The sequence below is a fragment of the Klebsiella sp. ME-303 genome (assembly GCF_007910085.1).
Lineage (GTDB): Bacteria > Pseudomonadota > Gammaproteobacteria > Enterobacterales > Enterobacteriaceae > Klebsiella > Klebsiella michiganensis.
Genome location: NZ_VOJB01000067.1, coordinates 21,973 through 48,142, shown reverse-complemented (window position 1 = coordinate 48,142; position 26,170 = coordinate 21,973). Strand labels below are relative to the sequence as shown.

General features: G+C 55.1%; 26 protein-coding genes and 1 tRNA gene. 20 read left to right on the top strand and 7 right to left on the bottom strand.

Features of this window, described 5'->3' with window-relative positions; genetic code table 11:
* Nucleotides 1-108 precede the first annotated feature (108 nt).
* Nucleotides 109-948: an AraC family transcriptional regulator gene (locus tag FQK12_RS09220; RefSeq protein ID WP_038423462.1), complete on the bottom strand. Its 840-nt coding sequence runs from the start codon at nucleotides 946-948 to the stop codon at nucleotides 109-111.
* Between the two features lie 200 nt (nucleotides 949-1,148).
* On the opposite strand from FQK12_RS09220, the gene FQK12_RS09215 reads away from it, so the two are divergent.
* Complete coding sequence (locus tag FQK12_RS09215; RefSeq protein ID WP_014228704.1) at nucleotides 1,149-2,456, top strand: alpha-glucosidase/alpha-galactosidase; 1,308 nt, start codon at nucleotides 1,149-1,151, stop codon at nucleotides 2,454-2,456.
* Nucleotides 2,457-2,640: 184 nt separating this feature from the next.
* On the opposite strand, the gene FQK12_RS09210 is transcribed toward FQK12_RS09215, so the two are convergent.
* Nucleotides 2,641-3,003 carry a RamA family antibiotic efflux transcriptional regulator gene (locus FQK12_RS09210; RefSeq protein ID WP_014228703.1) on the bottom strand — a complete coding sequence of 121 codons (363 nt, stop codon included), beginning with the start codon at nucleotides 3,001-3,003 and terminating at the stop codon, nucleotides 2,641-2,643.
* A 90-nt stretch (nucleotides 3,004-3,093) separates the two neighbouring features.
* Complete coding sequence (locus tag FQK12_RS09205; protein WP_014228702.1) at nucleotides 3,094-3,684, bottom strand: TetR/AcrR family transcriptional regulator C-terminal domain-containing protein; 591 nt, start codon at nucleotides 3,682-3,684, stop codon at nucleotides 3,094-3,096.
* A 164-nt stretch (nucleotides 3,685-3,848) separates the two neighbouring features.
* Between FQK12_RS09205 and FQK12_RS09200 the strand changes: the two genes are divergently transcribed.
* Nucleotides 3,849-5,285, top strand: a complete 1,437-nt coding sequence (locus FQK12_RS09200) for a DHA2 family efflux MFS transporter permease subunit (RefSeq protein WP_014228701.1) — start codon at nucleotides 3,849-3,851, stop codon at nucleotides 5,283-5,285.
* A gap of 164 nt (nucleotides 5,286-5,449) precedes the next feature.
* Here FQK12_RS09200 and FQK12_RS09195 read toward each other — a convergent pair whose 3' ends face one another.
* Nucleotides 5,450-6,235, bottom strand: coding sequence for an SDR family oxidoreductase (locus FQK12_RS09195; RefSeq protein WP_014228700.1), 786 nt, complete (start codon nucleotides 6,233-6,235; stop codon nucleotides 5,450-5,452).
* A 51-nt stretch (nucleotides 6,236-6,286) separates the two neighbouring features.
* A complete protein-coding gene (locus FQK12_RS09190; RefSeq protein ID WP_014228699.1) occupies nucleotides 6,287-7,183 on the bottom strand; it encodes a GntR family transcriptional regulator in 897 nt (298 codons plus the stop codon).
* Between the two features lie 190 nt (nucleotides 7,184-7,373).
* Between FQK12_RS09190 and FQK12_RS09185 the strand changes: the two genes are divergently transcribed.
* Genes FQK12_RS09185 through FQK12_RS09155 form a run of 7 tightly spaced genes read left to right on the top strand, consistent with a single transcriptional unit; the run spans nucleotide 7,374 to nucleotide 14,053 of the window.
* Nucleotides 7,374-8,186: an ABC transporter substrate-binding protein gene (locus FQK12_RS09185; protein WP_014228697.1), complete on the top strand. Its 813-nt coding sequence runs from the start codon at nucleotides 7,374-7,376 to the stop codon at nucleotides 8,184-8,186.
* 28 nt (nucleotides 8,187-8,214) lie between these two features.
* On the top strand, nucleotides 8,215-8,940 hold the full coding sequence (locus FQK12_RS09180) for an amino acid ABC transporter permease (protein ID WP_025106181.1): 726 nt from the start codon (nucleotides 8,215-8,217) through the stop codon (nucleotides 8,938-8,940).
* The gene (locus FQK12_RS09175) at nucleotides 8,937-9,677 is read left to right on the top strand and encodes an amino acid ABC transporter ATP-binding protein (RefSeq protein WP_004849580.1); all 741 of its coding nucleotides are present in this window, start codon (nucleotides 8,937-8,939) and stop codon (nucleotides 9,675-9,677) included. Before FQK12_RS09180 ends, FQK12_RS09175 begins: the two co-directional genes overlap by 4 nt.
* Before the next feature lie 13 nt (nucleotides 9,678-9,690).
* Nucleotides 9,691-10,866 (top strand): M20 family metallopeptidase, encoded by a 1,176-nt coding sequence (locus FQK12_RS09170; protein WP_032693371.1) that lies wholly within the window; start codon nucleotides 9,691-9,693, stop codon nucleotides 10,864-10,866.
* Nucleotides 10,863-11,963 carry a mandelate racemase/muconate lactonizing enzyme family protein gene (locus FQK12_RS09165; protein ID WP_014228694.1) on the top strand — a complete coding sequence of 367 codons (1,101 nt, stop codon included), beginning with the start codon at nucleotides 10,863-10,865 and terminating at the stop codon, nucleotides 11,961-11,963. The genes FQK12_RS09170 and FQK12_RS09165 overlap by 4 nt, the downstream gene beginning before the upstream one ends.
* Complete coding sequence (locus FQK12_RS09160; protein ID WP_014228693.1) at nucleotides 11,950-13,119, top strand: M24 family metallopeptidase; 1,170 nt, start codon at nucleotides 11,950-11,952, stop codon at nucleotides 13,117-13,119. Before FQK12_RS09165 ends, FQK12_RS09160 begins: the two co-directional genes overlap by 14 nt.
* Nucleotides 13,120-13,129: 10 nt before the next feature.
* The gene (locus FQK12_RS09155; RefSeq protein ID WP_014228692.1) at nucleotides 13,130-14,053 is read left to right on the top strand and encodes a dihydrodipicolinate synthase family protein; all 924 of its coding nucleotides are present in this window, start codon (nucleotides 13,130-13,132) and stop codon (nucleotides 14,051-14,053) included.
* Here FQK12_RS09155 and FQK12_RS09150 read toward each other — a convergent pair.
* The gene (locus tag FQK12_RS09150) at nucleotides 14,037-15,134 is read right to left on the bottom strand and encodes a glutamine amidotransferase-related protein (protein WP_014228691.1); all 1,098 of its coding nucleotides are present in this window, start codon (nucleotides 15,132-15,134) and stop codon (nucleotides 14,037-14,039) included. The genes FQK12_RS09155 and FQK12_RS09150 overlap by 17 nt on opposite strands.
* 68 nt (nucleotides 15,135-15,202) lie before the next feature.
* Between FQK12_RS09150 and FQK12_RS09145 the strand changes: the two genes are divergently transcribed.
* The 11 genes from FQK12_RS09145 to FQK12_RS09095 all read left to right on the top strand — a co-directional run bounded on the left by FQK12_RS09145 (nucleotide 15,203) and on the right by FQK12_RS09095 (nucleotide 25,814).
* A complete protein-coding gene (locus tag FQK12_RS09145) occupies nucleotides 15,203-16,411 on the top strand; it encodes a pyridoxal phosphate-dependent aminotransferase (RefSeq protein WP_014228690.1) in 1,209 nt (402 codons plus the stop codon).
* Between the two features lie 324 nt (nucleotides 16,412-16,735).
* Nucleotides 16,736-17,467 carry a GntR family transcriptional regulator gene (locus tag FQK12_RS09140; RefSeq protein ID WP_014228689.1) on the top strand — a complete coding sequence of 244 codons (732 nt, stop codon included), beginning with the start codon at nucleotides 16,736-16,738 and terminating at the stop codon, nucleotides 17,465-17,467.
* Nucleotides 17,464-17,901 carry a PTS sugar transporter subunit IIA gene (locus tag FQK12_RS09135; RefSeq protein WP_014228688.1) on the top strand — a complete coding sequence of 146 codons (438 nt, stop codon included), beginning with the start codon at nucleotides 17,464-17,466 and terminating at the stop codon, nucleotides 17,899-17,901. The genes FQK12_RS09140 and FQK12_RS09135 overlap by 4 nt, the downstream gene beginning before the upstream one ends.
* 3 nt (nucleotides 17,902-17,904) lie before the next feature.
* Complete coding sequence (locus FQK12_RS09130; protein ID WP_014228687.1) at nucleotides 17,905-18,687, top strand: PTS mannose/fructose/sorbose/N-acetylgalactosamine transporter subunit IIC; 783 nt, start codon at nucleotides 17,905-17,907, stop codon at nucleotides 18,685-18,687.
* A complete protein-coding gene (locus tag FQK12_RS09125; protein ID WP_014228686.1) occupies nucleotides 18,680-19,459 on the top strand; it encodes a PTS system mannose/fructose/sorbose family transporter subunit IID in 780 nt (259 codons plus the stop codon). Before FQK12_RS09130 ends, FQK12_RS09125 begins: the two co-directional genes overlap by 8 nt.
* A gap of 27 nt (nucleotides 19,460-19,486) precedes the next feature.
* Nucleotides 19,487-19,978, top strand: a complete 492-nt coding sequence (locus tag FQK12_RS09120) for a PTS sugar transporter subunit IIB (protein ID WP_014228685.1) — start codon at nucleotides 19,487-19,489, stop codon at nucleotides 19,976-19,978.
* A 3-nt stretch (nucleotides 19,979-19,981) separates the two neighbouring features.
* A complete protein-coding gene (locus FQK12_RS09115) occupies nucleotides 19,982-20,686 on the top strand; it encodes a sugar isomerase domain-containing protein (protein ID WP_014228684.1) in 705 nt (234 codons plus the stop codon).
* Between the two features lie 9 nt (nucleotides 20,687-20,695).
* Complete coding sequence (locus FQK12_RS09110) at nucleotides 20,696-21,862, top strand: glycoside hydrolase family 88 protein (RefSeq protein WP_014228683.1); 1,167 nt, start codon at nucleotides 20,696-20,698, stop codon at nucleotides 21,860-21,862.
* 2 nt (nucleotides 21,863-21,864) lie between these two features.
* Nucleotides 21,865-22,617 (top strand): SIS domain-containing protein, encoded by a 753-nt coding sequence (locus FQK12_RS09105; protein ID WP_224360082.1) that lies wholly within the window; start codon nucleotides 21,865-21,867, stop codon nucleotides 22,615-22,617.
* A 50-nt stretch (nucleotides 22,618-22,667) separates the two neighbouring features.
* On the top strand, nucleotides 22,668-24,080 hold the full coding sequence (locus FQK12_RS09100; RefSeq protein ID WP_014228681.1) for an OprD family outer membrane porin: 1,413 nt from the start codon (nucleotides 22,668-22,670) through the stop codon (nucleotides 24,078-24,080).
* Nucleotides 24,081-24,521: 441 nt separating this feature from the next.
* The gene (locus tag FQK12_RS09095; protein ID WP_014228680.1) at nucleotides 24,522-25,814 is read left to right on the top strand and encodes a haloacid dehalogenase-like hydrolase; all 1,293 of its coding nucleotides are present in this window, start codon (nucleotides 24,522-24,524) and stop codon (nucleotides 25,812-25,814) included.
* A gap of 178 nt (nucleotides 25,815-25,992) precedes the next feature.
* Here FQK12_RS09095 and FQK12_RS09090 read toward each other — a convergent pair.
* Nucleotides 25,993-26,080: transfer RNA gene (locus FQK12_RS09090), tRNA-Ser, on the bottom strand.
* Between the last annotated feature and the right edge of the window lie 90 nt (nucleotides 26,081-26,170).

Here is a 26,170-nt window from a genome sequence, read left to right as displayed (position 1 = left end):
CTGGCAGATGAAATTCTGGATGTTTGTCGATCGCGCATTCTCAATCAGGATACGCCCGCAAAATAGCGATCGCGCAGAGTCACCGCCGATGAGAATAAGCGCTGAACGTCATCTCAGCGCCTGCTGTTCAGAAAGGTATTTTTGCCGCCATTTAGCCGGAGATACGCCGTACAGCTTCCTGAAGGCTTTAGAAAAATGCAGCTGATTTTCATAGCCTACGGAAATACCCACGACTTTAATCGCCGTAGCGCTGTTTTTCAGCAGGCTTACTGCGATGTTCATACGAAAATTTAGCAAGTATTCCTTAGGACCTATACCGTAGGCGCCTTTGAACAACCGGCAGAGGTAGCTGCGATTGATATTGCAATAGGCGGCCAGGCTATCAACCGTCAGATGTTCGTGGTAGCGATTTTCAATTTTTTTGATCGCCCTTTGCAGATGCCGGGTTTTATCATCAGGGAGAGAAGCCTTTTCGCCGGGCGTATTGCTGATTAGCGAAGAAAAGAAGAGATAGCACAATCCCTGCACCTTCAGCGGATGTTCATCGCCATGTTCGACAATTTGCCGCAGGTAGCCAGAGGAGCTGGAGTCGTCTTTATTCAGGTTGGGGCGATAAACCGGAGATTGCCGACTAAGATGACACTCCTCGAAAATTCTGGCGGCAATCAGGCCATCGACCTCAAGCCACATATAATGCCACGGATCCCTATTATCAGCGCAGTAGGTTGTCACCTCATGGGGATGAATCAGAAACCCCTCCCCGGCGCCGACAGGAAAAGCGCCAAACTCACTGTAAAATGTGCCGGTTCCACTTATCACATAATGAAATAGGTAATGCTGGCGGACTGCGGGGCCAAAGCGGTGTCCCTTATGACAATTCTCCTCGCCGTACTGGTACAAATTCAATTCGATATTGTCGGTATGATTAAGGGTAAAAGTCTTGTGCATCAGTCGCGCTCTCTCTTTTTCACCCACGTTATCAGAGATGCCTGCAGTAAAGTCACCGCGTTTCAGCCAGATTCGGAGCTGGCTCACACTTTCATAGCGACATCATTTTTCGCCATACCAATATCACATTTAGCCATATTTCCTGTTCATTCCGCAGCGTACATTCTGCCTGGTGAAAACAGCAGGAACGGAGAAATAGCATGATTAAAGTGACATTTATGGGCGCAGGCAGCACCATTTTCGCCAGGAACGTACTCGGCGACATTATGACGACGCCGGCGTTGAAAGAGGTGGAGATTGCGCTGTACGACATCGACAGCGCCCGTCTCAATGAATCCCTCGCCATGTTGAATAATATCAACCGCAATACCAATGCGGGCAGAGCGAAGATCGCCGCTTACCTTGGCGTTGAGAACCGCCGCGCGGCGTTGAAAAACGCCAATTACGTGGTGAATGCTATTCAGGTTGGCGGCTACGATCCGTGCACCATCACCGATTTCACGATCGCGAAAAAATATGGTCTGCAGCAGACTATTGCCGATACCCTGGGCATTGGCGGTATCTTCCGCGCGCTGCGCACCCTACCCGTGCTGTTTGATTTCGCACGGGATATTGAAGCCGTGTGCCCGGACGCCTGGCTGCTGAACTACACCAACCCGATGGCCACGATAACAGGCGCCATGCTGCGCCATACGGAAGTGAAAACGGTAGGACTGTGCCACAGCGTTCAGGTATGTGCTGAAACGCTGTTGAAAAGCGTGGATATGCCAACCGACGACGTGCAATTTCATATCGCGGGTATTAATCACATGGCCTGGCTGCTGGACATTCGCCGTCACGGCGAGGATTTGTACCCGGAAATCAAGCGCCGGGCCAGCGCCCTGCAGGGCAAGCATGATGATATGGTGCGCCATGAAATCATGAAAACTTTCGGCTATTACGTCACCGAATCGTCAGAGCACAACGCCGAATACATGCCTTACTGGATCAAACGCAGCTACCCGGAGCTGATTGAACGCTTCAATATCCCGCTGGATGAATATCCGCGCCGGTGTATTGAACAGATTGACCAATGGCAGCAGCAGAAAGTGGCGCTGACCCATGACACCAGCCTGACCCACAGCCGTACCCATGAATACGCGTCTTACATCATCGAAGCGATGGAAACCGATCGGCCTTACAAAATTGGCGGTAACGTGCTCAACACCGGCCTGATTACCAACTTACCTTCCGAGGCCTGCGTCGAAGTCCCTTGCCTGGTCGATGGCCAGGGCGTCACGCCGTGCTACGTCGGCAATTTGCCGGAGCAGCTGGCAGCGCTGAACCGGACCAACATCAATACTCAGCTGTTGACCATCGAAGCGGCGGTGACGCGCAAACGCGAAGCCATCTACCATGCCGCCCTGCTCGACCCGCATACTTCCGCAGAGCTGTCGATCGATGACATCCGCAATCTGTGCGACGATCTTATTGAAGCACACGGCAGCTGGCTTCCCGCCTACCATTAATCGCTCTGCTGACCAGCAACCTCCTGATAACTCACCAGGCGCGGCGTTTTCCGCGCCGTTCCCCATGTTTACACAAAGAACAGGAGGTTTTGTCTTTTCGGCGCCGTCTGTTTTTCTATTTTTTGATAAATCTCTTCGCATCGATTTTTCTGCGGCGGCTTTGCCAGGGCTATCGGAAAGGAGATTAAGATTCAGCCTTACCCGGTACGTAACAGGCTGTTTTGTTTTTCTTGCGATATTCACCGGGCGGCAAATGAAAATGACGCGTAAATAATCGGGTGAATGTTTGCTGCGAGTCATAGCCGTAGCGCAAACCAATACTGTAAATATTCTCATCGGTCTCGCGTAAATCGCGGGCCGCTGAGTCCAGTTTTTTATTACGGATATAGCGCCCGAGGCTCTCGCCTCTATATTGCAAGAACAAACCCTGCAGGTACCATTTGGAATACCCTGAATAACGGGCTATCTGTTCTATACGCAGTGGTTTATGTAAGTTATTGTCGATCCAGTCAATGATGACGGCTATCACTGTTTCGGAAATAAACATGTCGCCTCCCCTTCTGAATGCTGCCGGTTTTATCAAGATAGTTTTTGCGTAAGGTATGCACATCATGTTGTCACCGGCGCAGCGTTAAGCTCAGGGCACTAATAACCCTTTCATTATCAACGACAGACCGAATTCGAACGCAGTATCCGGATGGGGATAAACCAGCGATTCGATAGAGGCAATTCCTGGCGATGGCTTTGATAAAATTTGATTATCATCACCGCCCGAGCGGGACTGCTCCTCTAATACGCATCCCAGGGTGTATTCACTCAGAGTGAGTAATATCATTGCGGCGTCGGCCTCAGTGAAACCGACGCGCGCAAGATACGCCACCTTGGGACGAAACGTATCCCCTCCCACCCGGGCCGGTGATGTCCCGGCATGTAACAGGGCGCCGTCCCGATGGGCGAGCAGAGCGCGCCGGAAACTACGGGCGTTATCCGCCAGCCAGTTTGCCCATTCAGCAATATCTTCGGGGACAGGCAGGGAATGGTGTTTGGCTAAAACCGCGGAAGCCATTTCTTCAAGTAAACTGGCCTTGTTCTTGAAATGCCAGTACAACGTCGCTGATTCCACCCCCAGTTTTTGCGCCAGCTTACGGGTCGTGATCGCTTCCAGGCCGACCTCATCTAATAATGCTAATGCTGCCTCAATCACCTGATCTCGCTGGATTTTCGCCATGATATTCCCCCTTTATTGATGCATCAAACCGGCCAGTGGTCTGTGAAGCGCCATTTTGTCTGAACTCAGCGCCTGGCGGAATCTTTAATGCAAATAAATCTATCATTGATAGGTTTATTAATCAATGATAGATTTCTTCGCACATCGTCCTTAGGGGGCTTTTTATGAATATCAATCAAGACAAGCGGGTCAAGGAAACAACCCATCCGCGACCGATAAACGCCATACCTCCGATGCTGTGGATGCAGGCGGCCATCATCACCCTGGGGGCGTTTGCAACGATGCTCTCATCAACGATGCTGAGCGCGGCGCTGCCCGCGATGGCCGCCGGCCTTGGCGTGACGGACACGGCAATACAATGGATAGCAACGGCGTATCTTATGGCCCTTGCGGCAGGCGTTCCGCTGAGCGCATGGGCGGCCAGGCGGTTTGGCGCTACGCAGCTTTGGCTCTATGGCCTTATTTTATTTGCGATTTTTTCGGCAGTTTGCGCCCTTTCCCCGCATTTTGAGGTGCTGCTTGCCGCAAGAGTTATGCAAGGCCTGGCAGGGGGATTACTCGTACCGGCAGGGCAAACGATCCTTGGTCTGGTCGTCGGACGCGAACGTCTGGGGCGAGTGATTGGCACGATTGGCGTGGCGATCGTCATTGCTCCCTTGCTGGGAACATCGCTGGGCGCGGTCCTGCTTGAAAGCTGCGGATGGCGAGGGTTATTTTGGATCACGGTGCCGTTCTGTCTGTGCGCCTGTCTTGCCGGATGGAAGCTGCTTCCCCGTCCGACAATAAAAACTGACAGGCCCCTCTCTCTGGACTGGCTGGGACTGGCGCTGGTCTTTTGCAGCCTGCCGATGCTGATGGAAGGCATGAAAGAGCTCAGCCTGAATAGTGGTAAATATGGCAGGAACGTCATCATGCTCAGCGTGGGCGCCCTGTTCACCTGCTTGTTTATTTATCGCTCTTTGCGCATTGAGTCCCCCTTACTGCATCTCGAGCTTTTCAAGCATCGGGGCTTCACTTTATCTGCCGTATTGATGGCTATCGGCGGCGCGGTGAATTTTGGCGGTCAGTTCCTGCTTCCTTTATATTTCCGCGACGTTTGCCATGTAACGCTTGCTGAAGTGGGCCTGCTTCTCACCCCTCAGTTAATCGGCTCGGCGATAGGATTTCCGATGGCCGGCTACTTCTCCGATAAGCTGGGGCCACGAACGGTGCTTATCATTGGCGGTTTACTCGCGGCATTTGCCACATTGCCACTGGCAATGATTGATGAGGGAAGTCGCTATACGCTTGTGGGGGGCGCAATAGCGGTCAGAGGGTTCGGTTTAGCCCTGGCAACGGTGCCCGCGATGGCTGCGGGCCTGGCTATGGCTGGCAGCCGTCACGTGGCTGATGCCGCACCTGTTCTGAATATCCTCCAGCGCGTTGGGGCGATGGCGGGCGCGGCGCTGGTGACCGCCTGCTACGTCAGATTTGCCCATACCCGGGGGAGCTTAGCCGCGTTTCACCACGCCGGGTGGCTACTTACCGGCGGGGCCGTACTGCTCGCGCTTTGCGCATTATTTATGGTGAACCATTCCACTTTAACAACGCAGGAAGAATAAAAGTTTAATCAGAAAAGTTATCGTTTTCAGACCCGATCCCAATGCCTGCTGGTTAAATTTGCAGAACTGGATTTCGTTGCCTGCAAAATAAACCATTCGGAGCGGCTGATAGGCAGTCATGCCGGTCCACTGCGAAACCGACCGGCATGACGCATTCTCAGTGACTAAATCGCGCCGATCAATCCCCCATCAACCCGAATCACCGCGCCGGTAATGTAGCCGGCAGGCTGGCTTGCCAGAAACGCAGCGACGGCGCCGTACTCCTGCGGTTCGCCATAGCGCCCGGCCGGAATGCTCTGACGACTCTTTTCGGCGACCGCTTCCGCACTGCTGTTTTCCCGTTGCGCCTTGAGAGCATCCAGCTGACTGACGCGGTCGGTCGCGATGCGCCCTGGCACCATCACATTCACCGTCACGCCGTCGCCAGCCACTTCGCTGGCGAGGGTTTTCGACCAGCCGAGCAGGCTCATGCGCAGCGCGTTCGACAGGGCGAGTCCGGGAATGGGGGTTATCACGCCGGATGAAGTGGTGGTAATAATGCGTCCCCAGCCGCGGCTGCGCATGGCGGGCAGGAGTTTATCGGTGAGCTGAATCAACGAGGCGACCATGACTGAAAACTGCTGTTGCCAGACTGCGCCATCCGTCCCCTGCGCCGGTGCGGGCGGCGGACCACCGGAGTTGTTAACCAGAATATCGATATCGCCCCACCGCTCGCGGATATCGGCAATCACTCGATCAAACTGCTCCGGGGCGGCGAGATCCAACCGCCAGGCGCGGGCAGTACCGCCCAATAAGGTGATACGTTCCACCGTTTGCGCCAGTTTTTCCGCGCTGCGGCCGGTGACCGCCACTTTCACCCCTTCCTGCGCCAGGGACAGGGCAATAGCCTGTCCCAGACCACTGCCGGCACCGCAGACCAGCGCCACACGTTGTTGTATCTGAAAATCCATAAGTGCTCCTGATTGTATTTTCAGAAGCAACATGTGCAAGAGCGATGCCAGTTATGCGTGGGCGTTTTTAACATTGACCTGGTCAAAGGCGTATTGCAGATGCGTTCTCATCAACTCTGCCGCCAGTTCCGGCTTGTTCTCTCGCAGAGCATCGATGATGGCAACATGCTCTTCACACCACGCTTTTACGCGGCGCTTATTGTGATAGCTGCCAAACTCCAGCAGACGGCGCAGCCGGTTTTGTTGCTGAATGGCCTGTAACACGAACAGGTTGCCGCTGGCTTCTGCCAGCAGCTCGTGAAACTCAGCGTCGGTTTCGAAAATCTCTTTTGCCGGCACCTGAGTAATGTCCGGGTGGGTGATGAGCCGCAGATGCCGGGCGCGCAGGCGTTTAAGCATCTGCCTGTCCACATGCAGGCCGGGCGTCAGCAGCGCCGTCGGTTCAATCATCAGGCGAAAACCGTAGCTGTTGCGCAGGGCGACATCGGAGTTGAGGGTTTGCAGGAAGCGCCAGCCGTGCCCCGCGTTACGGGCAATCAGGCCGTCCTCCGATAGCTTGACCAGCGTACGGGTCAGCACGCCGCGATCGACATCATAGCGCTGGCTGATTTCGGTCTGGGTAAACGATTCCGGCAGCGCACCCGCAATACGATCGTGTACCAGCTGCTCGTACAGCTTCTGGTCATTGCTCTTGGACTGCTCAATCTCCAGCAGCTCCAGCTCATTGCTGCGTTTAAGCAGGAAAAAGCCCTGATTCGGACGCGCTTCAACCGCCCCCATTCGGGTCAACTCTTTTAGCCCGGCGCGCACCGGCGTACGCGACACGCCCAGCGCATCGGCAAGATGTTGCTCCCGTAAATGATGACCTGGATCGAATTTTGCTTCGGATATCAGGTCGAGTATTTGCCGGGCGATCCGGCGACTGCTCGCAGTGGAGTCAGGCTGCATGGAGAACGGTTCCCTGAAATGCATTGTTGTGATCGATATATACAATATCACGGGCAACAAAACGCAGCAAAACAAAGCAAGGACTGCACGATTAGCGTGCAATACGCACCAGGATGAGACATTTTTTCACACGCTTGATTGTATTTATTGACTCAATAAATTCAATTTAAATCTTAACCAGGAGACGACTATGTCCAGCAATTCTTTACTGTTTCGCCGCGTGCGTACCTTGATGTTCGCGCTGACCGCACTTCCGCTGGTAAGCCATGCAGCGGTGGAAACCATCGCCCCGGGCAAGCTGACCTACGGCACGGCGGCGACGTTTATGCCTTTTGAGTTCGTGAAAGAGGGCAAGCTCACCGGCTTCGATATCGACCTGATTAACGCGCTAAGCAAAGAGATCCGGCTGACGCCTGCGCCGATGCCGATGGAGTTCAAAGGGCTTATCCCAGCGCTGCAGGGGAAACGTCTCGATATCATCAACTCCGCCATGTACGTCAACCCGACCCGTGCCGCGCAGGTCGACTTCGTGCCATATCTGAAAATCGGCAGCCGCGTGGTGGTGAGCAAAGGTAACCCGGCAAAAATCACCGGACGCGACCTGAGCCTCTGCGGCAAAAACATCGCCGTGACGCTCGGCGGGATCGAAGAGAGCCAGGCCCGGGCAGACAACCAGCGCTGCCTGGACGCCAAAAAACCGGCCATTAACGTCATGACCTTCCCCGCCGCCACCGACTCCGCCGTCGCCGTCGCCCAGGGCCGCGCCGATGCCGAGTTCCTCTCCACGCCGGGGACCGTCGCCCTGTTAACCGAAAAAGCGGGCATGTTTGCCGCGGTTGGCGACGAATTCGAAGCGGATACCCATATCGCGTTTGCCGTGCGTAAAGGCGACACCGAAACCCGGGCCCTGCTGGAGAAAGGTCTCCAGGGTCTCGTCAAAAATGGCACCTATAAGCAATTGATTGAGAAATGGAACTTCCCTGACTCCGTTGCCCTTTTCTAAACCGTTTTGCCATTAACCGGAGAAAGCTATGTCGATCGAACTAATGTGGCAGTACTTCCTCTCACCCGAGTTTGTTCAGGGTGCGTGGATGACGCTACTGATTACCCTCTGCTCACTGTTGTGTGGCGTGGTGCTGGGCCTGGTGTTGGCGCTGTTGCAGGAAGCGCCGTTTCGCGCCGGGAGAGGGCTGGCCTTTTTCTACCTGTGGCTGTTTCGCGGGACGCCAGTGCTGTTCCAGATAATCTTTGTCTACAACGTGCTGCCAGGCTTCGGCTTACGCTTCTCCGCGTTTACCTGTGCAGTGCTGGCGCTTTCGCTTAATGAAGGCGCCTACATGGCGGAAATTCTGCGCTCTGGCCTGCAGGCCGTAAAAAGCGGCCAGCGCACCGCCGGCATGGCGCTCGGGATGACCCACGGGCAGATCATGCGAAAAATCGTGCTGCCTCAGGCCGCACGCATCGTTCTGCCGCCGATGGGTAACCAGATGATCAGCATGCTGAAATCGAGCGCGCTGGTGTCGGTTATCGCCGTTCAGGAGCTGCTGCTGGTCGCCAACCAGACCGCCAGCGCCAGCTTCCGCTACTTCGAAGCGCTTTGCGCCGCCGGTCTCTATTACCTGCTGCTCACCAGCCTGTTCATGATCTTCCAGTCGTGGCTTGAAAGCGTACTGGATCCAAAACAGCGGCGCAGCAAGAGCCAGAAGCGACTGACCCGCCTGTTTAAATTACCGAAAATCGCCCGGGAGGAACCATGAGCGAGAAACCGCTGCTGGAGATGATCGGCATTGATAAGACTTTTGGTCGCCAGACCGTGCTCAAGAACTGCTCACTTGAGGTGCAGCGCGGGGAAACCGTGGTGCTGATTGGGCCATCGGGCTCGGGAAAATCCACCCTGCTACGCTGCGTCAACATGCTCTCACCTGCCGACAGCGGCGACGTCTTTTTCGCCAGCCAGCACATCAGCCGGGGCGAAGTGCCGGTGCACAAACTGCGCCAGCGTATTGGCATGGTGTTCCAGAACTACGAGCTGTTCTCGCACCTGACGGCGGCGGAAAACATCATGCTGGCCCCAATGACGGTGCTGGGGATGAACCGCATTGATGCCCGCACGCTGGCGGACAACCTGCTGGCGAAGGTGCGCATCAACGAACGCGCAGACCACTTTCCGGACGAGCTCTCCGGCGGCCAGCAGCAGCGCGTGGCGATTGCCCGTGCCCTGGCGATGAAGCCCGAGCTGATGCTCTACGACGAACCCACCTCAGCTCTCGACCCGGAGATGATCCGCGAAGTGCTGGAAGTGATGGCAGAGCTCAGCGCGGAAGGGATGACCAGCATGGTGGTGACCCACGAGATGGGCTTCGCCCGGCGGGCCGCCAACAACATTCTTTTTATGGAAGACGGCGAAATTATCGATCGCGCCAGCACCGGTGATTTCTTCGCCGGCCACGTCAGCGAGCGCGCGCAGCGCTTCCTGACGCAAATATTACATTAATCACGGAGTTCCTATGTCCAGTTACCAGGTTGACAGCGCACGAATGAAAAAGGATTTAGCGACGCTGGTTGCCATCAATACGGAAAATCCACCGGGCCATGAGCGTGAAGCCGCCGAATGTCTGGAAGGCTGGCTGCTGACCGCCGGGTTCGATCTCTCCTTTAGCGAATACGCGCCGGGGCGGACCAACGTTATCGCCGTCCTGCACAATGGACCGGGACCGTGCTTCGCCTTCAACACCCATATTGACACCGTTCCGGCGGGCAGCGGCTGGGCGAGCGATCCCTTCACCCTCAGCGAACGCGATGGCCGCCTGTACGGGCGCGGCGCCTGCGATGCCAAAGGCCCGCTGGTGGCGATGGTTGAAGCCCTGCGTCTGCTGGCCGCCAACCGTCAGCGCTGGTCCGGCACCTTGATGGGCGTGTTCACCGCCGATGAAGAGGTCGCCAGCGAAGGGGCGAAATTCTACGTACGCGACACCCCGCCGGCGATTGATTTCGCGGTGATTGGCGAGCCGACATCGAATGCGACCTTCTCGGCTCACAAAGGCAGCTTGCGTCCTCGCGTGCGGGTAAAAGGCGTCACCGCGCACTCCGGCACGCCGGAGCTGGGGGTTAACGCCATTTACCAGTCCGCGCGCCTTTTAGGGCTGATCGAAGAGGCCCACCACCAGCAGGTGCGTTGCCGCTGCCACGATCTGGTCGGCAACGCCAGCCTGACGGTGACCCGCATCCACGGCGGCCATGCGGACAACGTGGTGCCAGACAGCTGCGAGCTGCTGCTCGATCGCCGCATGGTACCGGGGGAAGACGAAGAGGTTGTTAAAGCCGAACTGCAACAGCTGCTCGACCACGCGTACGCGCAGGCAAACGTGGAAGCGGAAATTATCGCCTGGCAGCCCACCACCGGCGGCGCGACGCAAACCGACAGCAGCGAAGCCATTGTCGAGCAAAGCCTTGCCGCCTGCCGCCGTCACGGACAGAGCGAGCCCGGCCCGTTTGGTTTTCAGGGCGGCTGCGACCTGGTGCATTTCCGTTCGCTGGGCGCAAAGGGCGTGGTGATTGGCCCCGGCTCGCTGTCCGTGGCCCACAAGCCCGATGAATTCGTCCCCGTCGATGAATTTATCGCCGCGGCAGATATCTATCTCGATATTGCGCTCGCCATGCTGCCGCCGGCGTCCGATTTATGAAAGCGCAGCTCTTTCGGGGAGACCTGCATTACGCCGGCGTGACGCTGCATACCGCCGCCTCCGGCCCGGTGACGGCGCTCGACACCCTCTGGTTGCGCCTGGAAGACCGTGGCGTGACGGGGATTGGCGAAGTGCGTCTCAACATTCGCTACCTGCACGGCTACCGCGAAGAGCAGGTGCTGAATAACCTGCTTCAGCGCCTCAACGGTTGGGACTGGCGCCAGGAGCCCGCGGCGCAACTTGCCGCGCTGCACGAGGAGGACCGCACGCTGCTGCCGCCGTCGCGCATGGCGCTGGATATGGCGTTGCACGATTTAATGGCGCGTCAGAACGGGGTCAGCGTCGCCGCCTGGCTGGGGGCGCCAGCTGGCCTGCCCGCCTGGCACACCAATCAGACGCTGTTCTGGGGCAGCGAAGCAGAGATGCTGGCGCAGGCGCAGCGCTATGTCGATCGCGGTTTTACCCAGCTGAAGTTACGCACGGGGATAGCGGATTTCGCCACCGACCTGGCCCGCCTGCAAAAGCTGAGGCTGCGGTTTGGTCAGCAGATTTCGCTGGCGATTGACGTGAACGGCCAGTGGTCGCTGGCGCAGGCTCACGCGGCGTTCCCTTATCTGCGCGAGCTGAATCTCAGCTATATCGAACAGCCGTTAAGCCCGGCAAACGATAGCCAGCTTGCTGAACTGTACGGCTACGGCATCCCGATCATGCTCGACGAAAGCCTCAACAGCGAGGCGGCCATCACCCGGCTTATCGCCGCCAAAGGTGCGCTGTGGGGGCATCTCAAGCTGGTGAAACTGGGGGGACTTGCTCCGACGCTTGCCGCCGCCGGCCGTCTGCGACTCGCCGACGTGCCGTTCATGATTGGCCAGATGAATGAAGGCCATGCCGCCACCGCCGCCGCGCTCCAGCTGTGCCGCGTGGTGCAACCGGCATTCGCCGAACTGTATGGCGCCGATGGATTAACCGACGATCCCGTCAGCGGGCTGGAATACCGCAATGGCATGGTCGCCGTTAACGACTCTCCCGGTCTGGGCGTGCAGTTCGATGCCGCGCGGGCCAACTTACTCCAGGAGTTTAATGATGCAAGATGTTAACAATGTGATTCAGGGCAGCGAGTCCGCCTTTCGCGCCGACGAATATGCGCAGCGCATTCAGCGTACCCGCGAACGCTTAAGCCGCGCGGGCGTGGACGTAATGATCGTGACCGGCCCGGAAAACATTTTCTGGCTTACCGGTCAGCAAACGCCGGGCTATTACACCTTTCAGGCGCTGCTGCTGCCGGTAGAAGGGGATCCGGTCTTTGTGATTCGCCAGCTCGAATACTTTAACTTTATCGCCAACACCTTTATTTCAGACGCCGCCATCTACCAGGATGGCGATAACCCGGTGGATTTTCTGGTGGGCATGCTGCAACAGCGCGGCTGGCTCAACAAACGCATTGGGCTGGACAAACGCGGCTGGTTCCTGCCGATTGCCGTCTATGAAGCCCTGCAGGCGAAGCTCGGCACCATCGCCGATACCGCGGGCGTCATCGAACCGCTGCGCGCGGTGAAATCGGCGGCGGAGGTGGAAAAAATCGCCCTCGCGGCGCGCTATGTGGATGCGGGCATGCGCGCCGGGATGGCGGCGATTGGCAGCGGCGCGGACGAAAACGCGCTGGTCTCCGCGATGATGGGGGCCGCTATTGCCGCCGGTTCCGAGTATGTCGGCATGGAACCGCTGGTTTCTACCGGCCCACGCAGCGGCGTGCCGCACGGCACGTGGCGACGTCGGGTGATGCAGGATAACGACCCGGTCTTTCTGGAGATGTCCGCCGCCCACGATCGCTACCACGCCGCGATGATGCGCTCCGCCTGGCTGGGCCGTCCGCCCGCTATCGCCATCGAAATGGAAAAAGTTTGTCAGGAAGCCCTGCAGGCCGCCCTTGACGCCATTCGTCCGGGCGCCACCTGCGAAGCGCCGCACCTGGCCTGCCAGAAGGTGATCGACCGCGCCGGATTCACCGAAAACTTCAAAAAACGCACCGGTTACTCCATCGGTATCGCCTTCGCGCCGGACTGGGGCGAAGGCGGCATTCTCAGCCTGTACAGCGGCGTCACCACCGAGCTGCAGCCTGGCATGACCTTCCACATCCCGCCGGCCCTGCGTATCTACGGTCAATTCACCGTCGGCGTCAGCGAAACCGTGGTGGTGACTGAAACCGGATATCGCCAGCTGGGTTCCCTGGCTCGCCCATTAACGCTGCTGTAAGGAAAGAAAGATGAAAGATATCAACGAGTGCCGTGAACGCCTGCGCGGCATTTTCAACATCACCGTCACCCCGTTCACCGCCAGCGGCGCGATCGACTTCCCGGCGCTGCGTGAAAATATCGAACGCGTGATTGATCTGGGCTATGACGGCCTGCTGATTGGCGGCACCTACGGTGAGTTTCCGGTAATGACCGTCGAAGAACGCCGCGAGCTGTTTCATGAGGTGATGGGCTGCGTGGACGACCGCGTGGCGGTGATGCTGTGCAGCGCCAGTTCCGACCCGCGCGACGCCCGCGAGCTGACCCAGCTGGCAAGCGAGCTGGGCGGGCTGCCGATGGTCACCGCCCCCTTTGTTAGCGAAATCACTGACGAACAGATCGTCAGCTACTTCAATGAGATGGCGCCGTTATCCAAAACCGGCATTCTGGTGTACAACGCGCCGGGCATCGGCATCACCCTCTCCCCGGCGCTGCTGGAACGGCTGGCAGAGATCCCGAACGTGGTCGGCATCAAACAGGGCGATCTCAACCCTACCGCCATCGATCAGATTGCCAACCGCCTGCGCGGGCGTCTGCGTTTGTTCTGCGCCTCCGATCTGGCTTTCCTCGGGCCGATGATGGCCGGGTTTGACGGCGTCAGCACGACCAACAGCGGCGCGCTGCCGGAGCTGATCGTCAATACCTTCCGCGCCGTAGAACGGGGCGACGCCGCCACCGCCCGCGATTTGCATCAGCTGTGGTACGCGTATCGGGCGCTGGCGCGCAAACACGGTCAGCCGCAGCTGGTGAAAGCGGCGATGGCGCTGCGCGGCTTTAACGGCGGCACCGTACGCGCACCGTTAAAACCGATCGGCGACGCGGCGCTGGCAGAGCTGACCCGCGTAATGCAGGAGCTTGCCAGCGACCATCGCAGCGGGGTTACGCTGGCGCGTTAAGCGCCGCCTGTAGGAACGCGACGAACAGCGGATGGGGCGCATCCGGGCGGGACATCAGTTCCGGATGCCCCTGAACCCCGTGCCAGAACGGCAGCTCAGGCTGGGAAACGGCTTCCACGATACCGTCGCTTTGCGCGCTCACGCTGACCCCGCCGGGAGACAGCGCCGGCAATAACTCGGGGTTAAAGCAGTAGCGATGGTTGTAGTGCATTTCGCGGATATCGCCGGGGATAAGCCCGGAGGAAAAAGGGAATACGCCGCAGCGATGACGGCCATCGGCAAAGGGAACAAAGCTGTGCAGGGCTTCATCGGGGGCGACTTCCGCGGGAATGGCCGATTCGAAACCCGGGCTACGGCGCACGGCTGCGGTCATCATGCTCTGCATTCCCAGGCACAGCCCCAGCGTTGGCTGCCCGCGGGCCAGGGTCTCTTCCGCCACGCGGATTTGTCCGTTGACCGCCGCCATCGAGGAACCGCCTGGCAGCACCACGCCCTGGAAGGCCTGAAGCTCGTGTAATCCCGTGGACAGGCTGACCGGCGCAAAGAAATGGACCTCCAGGTTCAGCCCCAGCGACGCCGCGGCATCGCCCAGCGAGCCGAGCGTGGCGGGATAGACCAGACGGTGGTCCGCCTCGCGGCCAATCAGCGCGATGCGCAAGGACCCGCCGGCAGACGACGACACGCCGCTATCCCAGCGGCCATAGCGGTCGGCGGTGAGATCTAACAGCGTGTGTTGCCCATCGCTGAGCGTCAGACGGTGGCGGCTTTCGTCGCTGTAAAGCCGCTGACCCGGCAGGTCGGCGATAAGCGGCGCCTGCGAGGACGCCAGCACAATGACGGCGTCTGATGACGGCAGGCGGGCGATATCGCGCACCTCTTCACGCAGCGTATCGCTGCGCCAGAGGCCGCTGGTCACGCAGTACCCTGCACGAATGACGTGCTGGTGGCTATCGGGTACATCCCCGGCGAAGTCGGGGCGAAGGCTCCAGAGGGGCAACCCAAGACGATTGGCCCACAGGCTGGCGGTAATCCCGTAGCGGGCGGGCGCGGAGCTGTTATCGAGAATAAAGATCGGTGACACGGCGAGTTTCCTGCTGATGTTGGGTACCTAATTGTATTAATTGAATCATTAGATACAAAAGAGGATTTATGAATAACAGTCAAATCGCCCGTCGTATGCAATCCGTACGGCCTTCTCCGACCGCGGCCATTTCTGACCAGGTACGGGTACTGGAAGCCGCAGGCAAGCAGGTTATCAACCTGGGCGAAGGGGAACTGGATTTTGCTACCCCGCCCCATATTAGCTATGCGGGCATTGAAGCTATCGTGCATCACCAGACTAAGTATACCGCCGTTTCCGGCACCGCAGCGCTCAAGGCGGCCATTGCCGCCAAGTTCGCTCGCGACAATCAGCTGCGCTACCGTCCGGAAGAGATCATCGCCGGGAGCGGCGCCAAGCAGCTTATTTTCAACGCCTTTCTGGCAACCCTGGACGCCGGGCAGCAGGTGATTATTCCCGCGCCCTACTGGGTCTCTTACCCGGATATGGTCTCTCTGGCCGACGGCGAACCGGTGATTGTGCCCTGCGATGAACAACACGGCTGGAAGCTGACGCCGGAACAACTGGCCGCCGCCCTCACCCCGTCAACGCGCTGGTTGATCCTCAATTCGCCGGGCAACCCGACCGGGGCGATTTACAGCGAACGGGAGCTGCGCGCGCTGGCAGACGTGCTGGCGGCCTACCCGCAGGTGCTGGTGATGGCCGACGACATTTATGAGCCGCTGCGTTACGACAATACCCCGTTCACCACGTTTGCTCAGGCCGCGCCGCAGCTGGTTTCGCGCACGCTGACGGTGAACGGCGTGTCCAAAAGCCACGCCATGACCGGCTGGCGTCTGGGCTATGCGGGCGGGCCGCAGTGGCTCATTGCCGCCATGCAGATCCTGCAATCACAAAGCACCTCCAACCCCAGCGCGATTTCGCAGGCTGCGGCGGTCGTAGCCCTTAACCATTCGGCGGACTTCTTAGACGGCTGGCTGCACACGCTGGATAAACGCCGTCAGCAGGTGCTGGGGATGATAGCCGCTACCGAGGGCCTGAGCGCTGGCATCCCCCAGGGCGCATTCTATGTGTTTGCCAACTGCCAGCGGCTCATTGGGCGAGTGACGCCCACCGGCGAAACCCTCCGCGACGACAGTGGGCTGGCGAACTGGCTGTTAGAACACACTCAGGTGGCCGTGTTACACGGGTCCGCGTTCGGCATGCCGGGGTATTTACGTATTGCCTACGCGGTAGAAGATGGACTGCTGACGCAGGCCTGTCAGCGGATTGCCGAAGCCTGCGCGCAGCTGCGTTAGGGCACGCAAGCACCACATTGGCGCCCTGTAAAAAGAAAACCCCGCGCGATGTACTGGCCGGGGTTGTTGAATGCGGGCGCTCCGTTTTCTCAGCTCGCCAGCGCAATAGCGCGGCAATCAGTTTGCGTTCACGCCCGGCCGCTGCGGCAAAAATTCCTCGCCCCTGCCCCCTCCGTCGGGGCGAAATTGCGAAATGCATCACAGTCCAGGAAATAACTTAACAGGTTAACCGGTTAAGTTGGGTTGGGAGGTTGATCGGACAATCGGGTACGGGTATCGTAAGCCTACGAAATAAAATAAATGTAAACAGAAACTGGCGAAACAATGAAAGCAACTGCACAGTCAACGAAATACCAGGTGATAAAGGCAGCACTGTTAGATGAAATAAGAAACGGCACTTTTAAACCCGGGGAAAAATTCTACAGTGAGTCGGAATTAAAAGAGCGTTACTCCGTCAGTTCCGCCACGGTTATTCGCGCTATTCACGAAATGGTGAATGAAGGCTACCTGATTCGCTATCAGGGTAAAGGCACTTTTGTTTCGAAAGCCAAACGTAATGAGAACATTATTTTCTCAGAATCAGATAACGATTTAAAAGGCATGCAGTCGGTTAAAATTATCGCCTGTGAACTGGAAAACGATCCGTGTATTAAAGAAAAGCTCGGGTTAAATGATGATGAAAGATATTATCGTATTGCGCGCTTAAAGTTTGATAATAACAAACCTTATGCATTACAGATTTCGCATATTCCGGCCCGCTACTTCGCCAGTCAATTGACGATTAAGAATTCGGCACTCAGCTCTATTTATGAGGCTTTTAAGGTTAACAATGGTCTTGATATGTACACCATGCCCTATCGGCAGACCATCTGCGCCCTGACCGATGCTGCGCCAGAAGTCCTGCGGCACCTTGAGCTCACGGCTCACCAGCCCGTTATCATGATGAAACGCTATACCCACGACGAGCAAGGTCAGGTGATTGAATATATTGAGACCTGGAAACGGTTAGAATCATTTTATATTGAAATAAGAACGCCAGATAAGGGGGCAGGATGAACCAATTATTATTAATCTCACATGGGGGTTTCGCCAGCGGTGCCAGACAGGCCACAGAATTAATACTCGGAGCGCAGCCAAACCTTCATGTAGTTGAACTGGATGGTGAGAAAGGGATAGCAGTATTTAAACAGGAACTTCTCGATAAAATCACCATCCTTAGCGCAGCAAAATCCAAAATTATTATCCTCTCTGATTTAAAAAGTGGTTCGCCGTATAACTCCGCAATGGAGATTATTGTCACTAACAACCTATGGAATAATATCACCCTGCTCTCTGGGATGAATTTAAATTTAATTCTGGAAATGGCCATGGCAATTGATGAAAGTCACTCGCCAGCCTCGCTGAATGAAATAATAACTACGGCGCGTGATGGTATTTACCATTTACAGCAGGCAGCGCTTGCCGCCCACACAGACGACGGAGACGAGTAAAAAATGGAGCACATTGCGGTCTGGCAGATAGCGTTACTGACGCTTTATTCAGGGCTGGCGATATACGACGGCAACAACACGACGCTTGGGTTAGTGAAACCGAGCATGGCGGGCTTTTTTGCCGGCCTCATTATGGGCGATATGACCACCGGGCTTATCGTCGGCGGCACCCTGAACCTGCTGGTACTGGGCGTGGGCAACTTCGGCGGCGCGTCGATCCCGGACTACATGACCGGTGCGGTGCTGGGTACCACTTTCGCGATCATCAGCGGCCAGGGCGCGGCGTTTGGCGCCACCATTGCGGTGCCGATTGGTCTCTTAATGGTACAGCTGGATATCCTCGCCCGCTTCAGCAACACCTTTATCCATCATAAGGCCGACAGGCTGATTGAAGAGGGTCAGGTGAAGGCGGCGGCCAGGATGAACCTGCTGGGCCAGGTGCCTATTTCGCTCTCGCGTATGCTGCCGGTGCTGTTGGCGCTGATCCTCGGGGCAACCTTTGTTAATGACGTCGTGACCTGGATCCCCGCGTCCATCATGAACGGTCTTAAAGTCGCCGGTGGCCTACTGCCTGCGCTGGGTATCTCCATCCTGCTGCGCTATTTACCGATTAAGAAGAACATCTCGTTTCTGATTCTGGGCTTTTTCCTGGCGGCCTATCTGAAAGTGCCGGTGCTGGGCGCCGCGCTGCTGGGTCTGGCAATTGCGCTTTACGTCTTCAACTCAGAAAAACAGGTAACGCAAACTACCGAATCCCCGGCAAATGGAGCAATGGGCGATGAATAAAGTATTAAAACGCGTGTTCTGGCGCTGGTTCCTGTTCGGTCAGTCAGGCTGGAACTACGAAAAAATGCAGGGTCTGGGCTATCTGTACAGCATCTATCCGTTCCTTGAGAAAAAGTACGCAAAACCCGAAGAGCAGAAGGACGCGGCGAAGGTACACAGCCAGTTCTTTAATACCAACAACACCATGGCGCCGGGGATCCTCGGGGTGAACATCGCCCTGGAAGAGCAAACCGGGCTTGCGGGCAAAGATGCGGTTGCCGGGATCAAAACCGGTCTGATGGGGCCGCTGGCGGGCATCGGAGATACGCTGTTCTTTGTTATTCCGACCACCATTATCGGTTCTGTCGCTTCGTACCTCGCGCTGCAGGGCAACCCGGTGGGGCTTGTTCTCTGGCTACTGTTCGCCCTGGTTCGCATGCTGTTTATGCGCTTTAGCATCAGCAAAGGGTATCAGGAAGGGGTCAACCTGCTGGGGTCTTTGACCAATAGCCTCAACAAAATTACCCGCGCAGCCAATATTCTCGGGCTGACGGTTATCGGGGCGCTTATCCCCTCGGTGGTGAAGGCGAATCTTAATTTCGAATTCAGCTACGGCGAAGTGTCGCTCAAGCTGCAGAGCATTGCCGACCAGATTATGCCCGGGCTTATTCCGCTGCTGGTTGTGGGGTTCACCTGGTGGCTGCTGGGGCTCAAAAAGATGAACTCGACTCGGGTCATTTTTGTCCTGATTGCTTTAGGTATTATCGGCTACAACCTGAATATTCTCGGTTAAGTAACACATTGATTTAAGGAACTTATCATGAAAGGTATTGTGCATATTCGTGTCGATGACCGGCTGATCCACGGCCAGGTGGCCACCCGCTGGGTAAGCTACTTCAACGCCAACCGTATTATGGTGATTGACGACGCCGTAGCTGCAAACGACGTAGAGAAAATGCTGCTGCGCAGTGCAGCCCCGGAAGGCTGCAACACCTCTATTCTCTCTTTTGAGAAAGCCAGCGCCAATATCCTCGCCGGAAATTACGACGGTCAGCGCGTACTGATCCTGCTGAAGACCCCGGAGCTGGCGCTGAAGCTGATGAACGCCGGGATTGCCCTCCCCCAGCTCAATATCGGCAATATGTCCAACAAAGACGATCGCCGCCAGATCAAACGCTCGGTCAGCGTCAACGATGCTGAGATCGCGGCCATCAACGCGCTGCTGGAAAAAGGCGTGGCGGTGACGGCGCAGATGACGCCGGAAGAGCCGAACGCCTGTATCACCACGTTTTTAAAAGCCGATAAGGGATAAGGGATGTCACCACATCAGCAGCAGTATTATCAGCATGTTTTAGCGACGCTGAATCAGGTGTTTCTTACTCAGAGCGCTGAAGTTGAGCAGGCGGCGGCGCTGTTTGCCGAGTGCGTCAAAGCCAACGGCATTATTCACGGCTTTGGCTCCGGGCACTCGTTTGCCGCGGCGGTTGAGCTGGCCGGTCGTGCGGGCGGCCTGGTCAACACCAAAGCCATTGACCAGTTCTATGGGCCAACCGGCTGGTTTGATTCGCTGAAAGGGATTGGCGACATCTTCTCCGGGCTGCTCGATCTGCGCGAGTCAGACTGCTTTGTGATTATCTCCAACTCCGGCACTAAACCGCTGCACGTTGAGCTGGCACGCAAGGTCAAAGAGAGGGGGCTGAAGCTGGTGGTTATCACCCGCTACGCCGATGAGTCGACGCCAACGAGCGAGAGCATTCGCGACTATGCCGATGTCACTCTCGATAACGGCTGCCCGTCCGGTGACTGCACGCTAAGTATGGATAACGGCAACATCATGACCGGTCCGGTATCATCGCTGTCTGCGTCCTTCATCATCAATAACGTGGTGATCCGCTGCATCGAGATGCTGCTGGAACAAGGTATCGCGCCGCCGGTGATGCGCAGCATCAATCTGCCCGGCGGTAAAGAATACAACGACATGCTGATGAGTCAGTACAAAGAGCGCGTATTCACGCTGTAGGGAAAAATCATGAAAGAGAGTCTGTCGAATCGCCTCACACCGCTGCCCTTTCCTGCCCTCACGCCCGACACCTGTCGGGATGAGCTGACGGCGTGCGCGCGGCGCATCGCGCGTAACATGGGTCTGTACGGCGAGAAATTCCCCTCAGCCTGCACGATCCATAATCGCTACGTTCTGCAAGAGAATAACGACTGGACCAACGGATTCTGGACCGGGATGCAGGCAATGGCCTGGGAGTTCAGCGGCGATCGCGCCTACCTGGACGGCGTTGAACGCAACGTGGCGAGTTTTAAAGCCCGCCTGGCGGCGCACCACGTTCTCGATCACCACGATATCGGCTTCCTTTATAGCCTGTCGGCAGTCGCGTACTGGAAACTGACGGAGCGCGAAGCGCTAACCCCGCTTATTCTGGCGGCGGCCGATCTGCTGGTAAACCGTTTTCACCACAGCGCCGGTTTTATCCAGGCCTGGGGGACGCTTAACGACCCGCAGGAGTACCGGCTTATTATCGATTCATTGATTAACCTTCCCCTGCTCCACGTGGCGGCAAAGATCAGCGGTGAATCACGTTATCGGGAAGTGGCTGAACGCCACTATGCGGCGGTCATCAACAACATTTTTCGCGAAGACGGCTCCACTTTCCATACCTTCTATTTTGACCAGACAAGCGGTGCGCCTTCGTACGGGAAAACCTTTCAGGGCTACAGCGATAACTCCTGCTGGGCCCGCGGCCAGGCGTGGGCCATTCTCGGCATCCCGCTTCACTGGTCGGCCACCGGCGAAACCGACCACTACGAACGGTGGCAGCAGGCCTGCGAGTATTTCTTCCGCTACCTGCCGGAGGACGGCGTTCCCGCCTGGGATCTGCTGCTGGCTGCAGATCCGGACGCCCCGAAAGACAGCTCCGCGCTGGCGATTGCGATCTGCGGCCTGCTGGAAGCGCATAAGCACTTTCCGGATGCCGGTTACCAGAAACTGGCGCGTCAATGTCTGCTGGCATTAATGCGCGGCGCGTCTGCCCGCGATGATGATGTCTGCGAAGGCTTACTTAAACACGGTGTTTACGCCTATGCCCTCGGTAAAGGCATCGATGAATGTAATCTCTGGGGAGATTACTTCTATATGGAAGCGTTATACCGAGTCTACCAACCACAATGGTCAGGATACTGGTTATGACAATGATTCAGAGCTATTTAGATATCGTCCAGAAAAAACTTAACGACATTACTCAACAGCAAAGCCATAAAATCACTTCCACCGCCGTGGAACTGGCAAAAATCATTAACCAGGGAGGTGTAATTTATATTTTCGGCTGTGGCCACTCACATATTTTCGCTGAAGATGTATTTTATCGTGCCGGAGGTATCGCCCCGGTTCGGCCAATATTTATCGAACCTTTAATGTTACATCAGGGGGCGGCGGCCTCATCATATTATGAAAAACAGAATGACTATATTGCTGAGCATCTGGCGAAATTCTCGATCACCAGTAAAGATGCGCTGATTGTTATCTCAACTTCCGGGATTAACCCCGCTCCGGTCGATGCAGCACTCTGGGCAAAACAGCACGGGGCATTTACCCTGGCGCTGACCAGCTTTCTGTATGCCGAGACCCAGCCGTCGAAGCACAAGGCTGGCCTTAAGCTGCGGGACTGCGTGGATGTCGCCATTGATAACCAGGTGCCAATCGGTGATGCGGTGCTTTCCCTTACGGAGCATGCAACGCCGTTCGCGCCGGTTTCCTCAATGACCGGGCTGTTTATTATGCACACCCTGTTCGCGGAAATCATAGCGAACCTGGGGAGTGAAAATAAATCTCTGCCGGTATTTTTGAGCGGTAACATTGCGAATTCCGCACAACATAATGAATATCTCCTCGAAAAATATGGTGCGCAAATCCCGGAGCTCATAAATAACACGAGTTTTAAATAAGCAGTACATCCCCTCGCCCTATAATACATGGTTTTATAAGGTATATAATAATGACAAGTCATAGACTCAGAGTTTCTCTGTGCACACCGCTGTTTCTTTTTATTGCCGCAGATGCCTTTGCGGAAGAAGAAACGGATTATGAAGCGCCTTCTCAGTTTGAGAAAGCGTTTTATGATGAAGGAAAATTAAATCTCAATACCTCACTATATATTCGTCATCGTGCTGTAAAAGACCCCGCGACCGGTAAATACGGACTGGGTCCAGCCGGGATCCAGAACCAGACCGGTAACGTGGCGATTAGCTATATTTCAGGCTATTACCAGGACGTTATTGGCTTTGATTTCTGGGGCAACGCCAACATTAAGCTCGGGCATACCGTCGGTCAGTCGGAGATCCTTTACTACGACTACGATTGCGGCGAGCCGGGCAAGTTCAGCCCGTGCGAGAAGTCCTACATGAGCGTGTCGGTTGCCGCACTCAAGCTCAACCTTGGCGATGCAGGCACCAACTTCAAGCTGGCCGCGGGCTATACCCCCATTAACTCCGGTACCGTAAAAAGCAGCTGGGGCCTCAACCCTCACGCTTTTCGCGGCTTTGACAGTGCCCTGACCCTCGACAAACTGAGGCTGACCTACGCCTGGGCCGACCGCTTCAAGAACGACTGGAGCCGTGATTTTAAACCGATGACCACGGCCTGGCACCAGAACAACGCCGCCGGACTCGATGACAACGGCAAAACCATTAAAGCCGGTGCAATCATCGATTACATTCACACGGTGGGCGCAGTCTATAACTTTGGCAATACCGTGCTTGACGTGGGCTATGGCGAAGGTAAAGGCTACCGTCGCAACTGGCAGGCACAGGTAGAGCGTCACGATACGTTGACAAAGGATGTCTCCCTGCAGAGTAAGCTCTTCTACCAGGGTGCGCGCTACATTGAAGAACTGTCGAAAATTAAAGATCCTGCAACGGAATATTATGTGGGGGTTGGTTTTAACCTGAGCCACGACAACACCGTGTGGTCCCTTGGCTATAGTCAGAACTACGCCCCGAACACCGGAGATTACAACTTCCGCTTAACCCCGTGGGCGAACTCCGATAAGCGTGATTATCAGCCGACGCTGTCGCAGCTGGAAGACTTTAACGTTTCCGGCGCCCGCGCGGTTCGTTTTGGCGTGAGTTATAACTTCGCCGATCTTAATCTACCGGAGTTAACCCTGGGCGGTGCCGGAACCTACGGCTGGCACGTGGTTAGCGATGTCAGTAAAACCGGTTCGGCGAGAAAGTACGACGGGAACATGGTGTCGTTCGATCTTTCCGCTCGCTATCTGGTGGCGGACGGCATGGCGAAAGGCCTCTCCTTTACCCTGCTCCCGGCGCTCTTCCGGGCGACAGACAGCAACTATAAAACCGATCGTAACGACGTGAAGTTTATCGTCGGCTACAGCATCAATATCTTCTGAGCCCCCCCCCCTCAACTGCGCATGAGGGGGACTTTGCGAAGGGAACCGCACCTGTCAGCTTCAAACGGCCAGAGCGGGTTACTCAACCGAATGGCATACAGAATAGCGGCACATAAGAAAAAAACCCGAGCGATTAAATAGCTCGGGGTTTGTATGACAGGCTTGCACGATGCCGAAGAAAGCAAAAGAACCATCAGGACTAGCCGTAGATAGATAAGTGACATTAAAATAACACTCGGAGATAGTTCGAACTGTTTTGGGCCTGCTACCTTGTCATACTAAACATTTCTCTGTAGATAATTCTGGCTTACTCCCTCACCATTTTCATATATTCATAAAATATGATAACCATCACATTCATGATCAGGGTGCCAATTTTTGATATAGCTAGCTTTTACTTTTTGCTACAGATGGTAATGCACCCTAAAAAAGGAATAAATCATGAAAATGACAATAATATATGCACTACTATCCGCATTTTTTGGAGTATATGGAACAACGGCCAGTGCCAGTAACACAAATCAAGTGTCACAAAATTTAGAAACTGCGATTCCCCAAAAAAAGCAAATAGTTATCGGCAATTGGGACGAGTTCAACTCAAGAAAAATTGACAGGCTCATTCAAGAAGCAAAGCAGAAGCCAGCGCATTCTTTATATGCTGTTTTTGATTTTGACAACACAACAGCTTTTCTGGATATCGAAGAGGCAACGCTTATCTATCAACTAGAAAACCTTAAATTTTCTATGAAACCTGAGATATTGAAAGAGATAATTTACAAAGATATACCGCCTTCAAACTTTAACTCGGATTATAATAATAAAAATCATCAACCGGTTAATATAAACCTCATTGGTCAAAACATTATTGATAGCTACACATGGCTATACAATAATTACAGCGGATTTGCGGGTAATAAAACGCTTGATGAAATTAAAAAAAATTCTAATTATATGAATTTTATAGTGAAAATGAGATATTTATATGATGCAATAGGTGGGTCATTCGACCATGAAGTATCTTATCCATGGGTGACGTATCTTTTTTCTGGCATGTCCAAAAAAGAAGTAGCTGATTTAGTGCACGATACTATTGAGTGGCAAAATAACCAGCCTATCGGAAAGGTGACATGGGTAAGCCCAGCAGATATGGCAGGCCGAGCTGGTATCGTATCAGTAACATGGAAAAACGGATTCAGGCTGATCCCAGAAATGCAGACATTATATAAAAACCTACAGCAGGCAGGAGTTGATGTTTATGTCATTTCCGCTTCTGCTTTAGATGTGATAAAAAGCATCGTTACTACAGGAAAATATGGTTTTTCTGTTCCTGAGTCTCATGTCTATGCAATGCATCCCTTATATGATAAAGAAGGTAGATTGACTCACAGCCTCGATCCATACTATCCCCAGACGCAAGGTAAAGGTAAAACTGAAACCATAAAGAAATTTATACAACAACATTACAAAGATACAGGACCAATATTAGTTGCTGGCGATAGCGAAGGAGATCAAAACATGATGTCCGACTTTAATGACACAAAGTGTGTTCTTATTATTAACCGGCTACGCTCATCTGACACTATTATCGGTGAGTTATCAGCTAAAGCCGTTCGTGACTATAATAAAGATGATGCAAAAATATTATTACAAGGAAGAGATGAAAATAAAGGGAAATTTTTACCATCACAAAGTAGCATACTGATGGGCACGAATAACAAAGTATCTTTGCCATAGGTATCGACTTACAACAATGCCTCTTACCTGAAAAGGGGGCATTGCTAGTGAAAGGATATTTATTGAGCAAATGACGGACTTTAGATGTAAAAAAGCCCGTATAAACGGGCTTTTTTACATCACTTTATGAACTATAAAATCAAAACCATTCTTCAAGCTATTGATTTTATTTATAATTTGGCGGAAGCGTAGAGATTCGAACTCTAGAACCCTTTCGGGTCGCCGGTTTTCAAGACCGGTGCCTTCAACCGCTCGGCCACGCTTCCAATGAGGCGCACTATAAACACCTCTGTTCAGGCTGTAAAGCACCAATTTATTCAACTGCCTTAAAATTAAACAAAAACGCGTTATTCGTC

What these genes read in the sequence shown, in the direction of transcription:
- FQK12_RS09220 (WP_038423462.1), bottom strand. Translation starts at nt 948, where the DNA reads ATGCACAAGACTTTTACCCTTAATCATACCGACAATATCGAATTGAAT.
- FQK12_RS09215 (WP_014228704.1), top strand. Translation starts at nt 1,149, where the DNA reads ATGATTAAAGTGACATTTATGGGCGCAGGCAGCACCATTTTCGCCAGG.
- FQK12_RS09210 (WP_014228703.1), bottom strand. Translation starts at nt 3,003, where the DNA reads ATGTTTATTTCCGAAACAGTGATAGCCGTCATCATTGACTGGATCGAC.
- FQK12_RS09205 (WP_014228702.1), bottom strand. Translation starts at nt 3,684, where the DNA reads ATGGCGAAAATCCAGCGAGATCAGGTGATTGAGGCAGCATTAGCATTA.
- FQK12_RS09200 (WP_014228701.1), top strand. Translation starts at nt 3,849, where the DNA reads ATGAATATCAATCAAGACAAGCGGGTCAAGGAAACAACCCATCCGCGA.
- FQK12_RS09195 (WP_014228700.1), bottom strand. Translation starts at nt 6,235, where the DNA reads ATGGATTTTCAGATACAACAACGTGTGGCGCTGGTCTGCGGTGCCGGC.
- FQK12_RS09190 (WP_014228699.1), bottom strand. Translation starts at nt 7,183, where the DNA reads ATGCAGCCTGACTCCACTGCGAGCAGTCGCCGGATCGCCCGGCAAATA.
- FQK12_RS09185 (WP_014228697.1), top strand. Translation starts at nt 7,374, where the DNA reads ATGTCCAGCAATTCTTTACTGTTTCGCCGCGTGCGTACCTTGATGTTC.
- FQK12_RS09180 (WP_025106181.1), top strand. Translation starts at nt 8,215, where the DNA reads ATGTCGATCGAACTAATGTGGCAGTACTTCCTCTCACCCGAGTTTGTT.
- FQK12_RS09175 (WP_004849580.1), top strand. Translation starts at nt 8,937, where the DNA reads ATGAGCGAGAAACCGCTGCTGGAGATGATCGGCATTGATAAGACTTTT.
- FQK12_RS09170 (WP_032693371.1), top strand. Translation starts at nt 9,691, where the DNA reads ATGTCCAGTTACCAGGTTGACAGCGCACGAATGAAAAAGGATTTAGCG.
- FQK12_RS09165 (WP_014228694.1), top strand. Translation starts at nt 10,863, where the DNA reads ATGAAAGCGCAGCTCTTTCGGGGAGACCTGCATTACGCCGGCGTGACG.
- FQK12_RS09160 (WP_014228693.1), top strand. Translation starts at nt 11,950, where the DNA reads ATGCAAGATGTTAACAATGTGATTCAGGGCAGCGAGTCCGCCTTTCGC.
- FQK12_RS09155 (WP_014228692.1), top strand. Translation starts at nt 13,130, where the DNA reads ATGAAAGATATCAACGAGTGCCGTGAACGCCTGCGCGGCATTTTCAAC.
- FQK12_RS09145 (WP_014228690.1), top strand. Translation starts at nt 15,203, where the DNA reads ATGAATAACAGTCAAATCGCCCGTCGTATGCAATCCGTACGGCCTTCT.
- FQK12_RS09140 (WP_014228689.1), top strand. Translation starts at nt 16,736, where the DNA reads ATGAAAGCAACTGCACAGTCAACGAAATACCAGGTGATAAAGGCAGCA.
- FQK12_RS09135 (WP_014228688.1), top strand. Translation starts at nt 17,464, where the DNA reads ATGAACCAATTATTATTAATCTCACATGGGGGTTTCGCCAGCGGTGCC.
- FQK12_RS09130 (WP_014228687.1), top strand. Translation starts at nt 17,905, where the DNA reads ATGGAGCACATTGCGGTCTGGCAGATAGCGTTACTGACGCTTTATTCA.
- FQK12_RS09125 (WP_014228686.1), top strand. Translation starts at nt 18,680, where the DNA reads ATGAATAAAGTATTAAAACGCGTGTTCTGGCGCTGGTTCCTGTTCGGT.
- FQK12_RS09120 (WP_014228685.1), top strand. Translation starts at nt 19,487, where the DNA reads ATGAAAGGTATTGTGCATATTCGTGTCGATGACCGGCTGATCCACGGC.
- FQK12_RS09115 (WP_014228684.1), top strand. Translation starts at nt 19,982, where the DNA reads ATGTCACCACATCAGCAGCAGTATTATCAGCATGTTTTAGCGACGCTG.
- FQK12_RS09110 (WP_014228683.1), top strand. Translation starts at nt 20,696, where the DNA reads ATGAAAGAGAGTCTGTCGAATCGCCTCACACCGCTGCCCTTTCCTGCC.
- FQK12_RS09105 (WP_224360082.1), top strand. Translation starts at nt 21,865, where the DNA reads ATGATTCAGAGCTATTTAGATATCGTCCAGAAAAAACTTAACGACATT.
- FQK12_RS09100 (WP_014228681.1), top strand. Translation starts at nt 22,668, where the DNA reads ATGACAAGTCATAGACTCAGAGTTTCTCTGTGCACACCGCTGTTTCTT.
- FQK12_RS09095 (WP_014228680.1), top strand. Translation starts at nt 24,522, where the DNA reads ATGAAAATGACAATAATATATGCACTACTATCCGCATTTTTTGGAGTA.